A 2784-nucleotide genomic window follows, 5' to 3' on the forward strand; every position below is an offset into this window, starting at 1 on the left:
GGGCAGGACCGTGCGTGCTGAGCCACGAACTGATGGTGCCGGCACTGCTCCAGTGGGGCCGCATCTGCGTCCCGTACAGCTTGTTCGTCCCGGTGGCCGCGTACATGCGCTGGTCCGTCCCGGTGGCCACCCGCCACAGCTGACCCTTGTACCTGGCCATGGCAGCGGGCCGGGCGACGACCCAGCCGAGATTGTCACTCCAGCTGCCATGCCAGGAGGTCCCCGTCTTGTGCAGCCAGTGGGTGTTGAGCCGACCGTCCGGACCGGAGTGGTTCATCCACAGGTACACGTCCACATCGCCGACGGCCAGGGCCGGGGCCCGCTCCGCTTTCGAAGGCACCGACGTCACCTGGGTCCAGGAGGTGCCGTTGCCGGTGGTCGCCCACCGCAGTACGTCGTCCATGCCGGTCAGGGCGAGGTGGAGCCTGCCGTTGAACTCGCACAGCGCGACCGCGTAGAGGGAAGCCCACCCGTGGATCTGTTGGGGCTCGCTCCAGACCGTTCCGTCCAGGACCGTCCACATCACGGCCCTGTCGGGCCGGACGTACACGCAGTGGAGCCTGCCCTTGAACGACGCCAGCGCGGGCGCGGTCATGCTGTCCCACGGGAGCGTGACCGGTACTGACCAGCGGGCAGCGAGGCCGCTGCCGGTACGCACCGCGTACTCCAGGGCTCCCACGGGGAAGGGCACCGTGTCGCCGCTGTACGCCACGGTCAGCTGGTGGTGGCCATCGCCGTTGAAGTCCCAGGTGCGGAGCTTGCCGCGGGCCATCAGCGCCAGATCGTACTGGTCGAGGAAGATGACCCGAGCGCACGAGAGGTCGTCCTCGTTGCGGACGTGGTTGACGACCCAGGCGAACATGCCGGCGATTTCCGCCGCCAGGCCGACCAGCATTTCCGTGTAACCGCCGGGCAGCATGCCGGCCAGAGCCCACCCCCAGTGGCTGAAGATCCGATCGCTCATCTCCGTCAGCGCGGTCTGGAGGGCCCGGGCCCATGCCGGGGGGCTCTGGTCCGCCTCCCAGCAGGACAGAGACAGCACCAGGCCTTCGCTGACCCGCCCGTCGAAGACGGTCCGGCGCGAGGCGTCGAAGGTGCCGGTCTCATTGGCCTTCATCTTGCCGAACTCCTGCGAGATGAAGCCCATGCCCGGCTGCTTGTCACTGCCGGTGGAAGAAGCCCAGTAGATTTCGTCCTTGCCGCCCCCCTGGTCGCCCACCGCCCGCTTGCACCGGAAGCTTTCCAACTCCAGCTTCACCCGGAACGTCGGCGCCGGCGCCCGCTCCGGCCGGAGCCGAGACGGGTCTCCGGTGACGTGAGCGGCGCTCGACACGCGCCGAGGCCGCTGGAACACGGTGGCGCCGAACCCGTACGAGGGGAGCGCCTGCACGAACGAGGAACCGTCAACGTGTTTGCCGGCCGCGATCGCCTCCCGGTCCACGATTGAGGTATTGGGCAGCGCCGCGTGCTCCTGACCCACCGCGGGCAGGACGACCCCCAGATCGGTGAGAGCGAAGCCGGTGCCCACCGGCCGACCGGAAACGGCCGGGGGCACCACGGCCACCCGTTCGCCCAGCGCCTGCACCGCTTCCCGGTACACCCGGCCCCAGTCCTTGACCTCCTGCTCGGGCAGCGCCGACCTCAGCACATCCAACAGCCACCGCTCCAGGTCGGTGACCGTCTTGCCCTGCCGTAACCGGTCCGCAGCGTGCAACGAGGCACCGATCAGCACGTTCCGGTGCCCCTGCGTCGCAAACCGCTCCGCCCGCGCCCTGGTGGACGTTCCCATCAACGAGTTGCGCAGCCGCTCGAGTCGTTCCGCCGGCGGTGCATCCCCACGTTCCGTCACAGAATCCCCTTCCATGCAAAACGCTCCACACCCCCACGGGTCGGGGCGGCGGCCCGAACCTCCCCCACCTCACAGTCACAGAAACCGGACGCGCCGTAATCGACCGGATGTCTCAAGTACCGGTCCCGCAACCAGTGGGGCTACTTCGCCGCCGAGGCCGTCCGCCCCGGCCCCGCGTGCTGGTCAGGACCGGGGGCCGGCGGCTCCAGAGCCGCTCGCTGTCCGAGTTCCTCCTCCAACCGGCCCTGGAACGGCTGTCCGGCCACCACGGCCATGCCGAACAGCCTGCGCAGCAGGCGGCCGGCCCAGGAGCCGCGCGGGGCCGGGCCGACGGCGGCGGCCGGCGCGCGCCGGGCCGCGCGGACCCGCTCGCCGAGATCCCGGAGCACGTCCGGCGGGCACGCCGCCGTCAGCCGGGGGAAGAGGCGCTGTTCGTGCTCCAGGGCGTGCGCGGTCGCCTCCTCGACGAGGGCCACCAGCAGGCCGGTGAACGCCGGGTCGCCGGGCGCCCGGCCGTCGAGGTCTCGCAGCACGCCGTCGAGCCGCGACCGGTCCGCGAGCCGCTCCGCCCACGCCGCGCCGTCGGGCAGGTACCGGCGCACGGCCGGGTACAGGTACCGCTCCTCGGCCGCGCCGTGCCGGGCGAGCCGCGCCGCGGCCTCGGCGGCGAGCCGGCCCCGCCGCGGGTCCCCGGGCGGTGTCGCGCGGACGGCGTCGAAGAGGGCGTCGACCGCCCGGTGCTCGGCTGTCAGCTCGCGGACGAGGTCCGTACGGTCCGGCACGTCGCTCCTCCTCCGGAAGGCGAATGGTCGGGGGTTCCCTTCCCTGCCGACCGGGCGACCCGGCCCGGGGGCGCCTCCCATAGGCCCGGTTGGCCGATCGGGCCGCGCGGCGCGGGCCCGCTGTGCGGCATCCGGTGGGCGCTGCCCGCCCCC

The 2784-nt window shown here is 72.2% G+C and carries 2 protein-coding genes; both read right to left on the reverse strand.

Going from position 1 to position 2784, the window contains the following annotated elements:
- A partial coding sequence (locus tag JNW98_RS14485; protein ID WP_223768615.1) for a PLL family lectin occupies nt 1-1732 on the reverse strand: 1732 nt, incomplete at its 3' end.
- 257 nt (nt 1733-1989) lie between these two features.
- Nucleotides 1990-2631: a hemerythrin domain-containing protein gene (locus JNW98_RS14490; RefSeq protein ID WP_223768616.1), complete on the reverse strand. Its 642-nt coding sequence runs from the start codon at nt 2629-2631 to the stop codon at nt 1990-1992.
- Nucleotides 2632-2784 lie beyond the last annotated feature (153 nt).

The sequence above is a fragment of the Streptomyces huiliensis genome (assembly GCF_020037025.1).
Taxonomy (GTDB): Bacteria; Actinomycetota; Actinomycetes; order Streptomycetales; family Streptomycetaceae; genus Streptomyces; species Streptomyces huiliensis.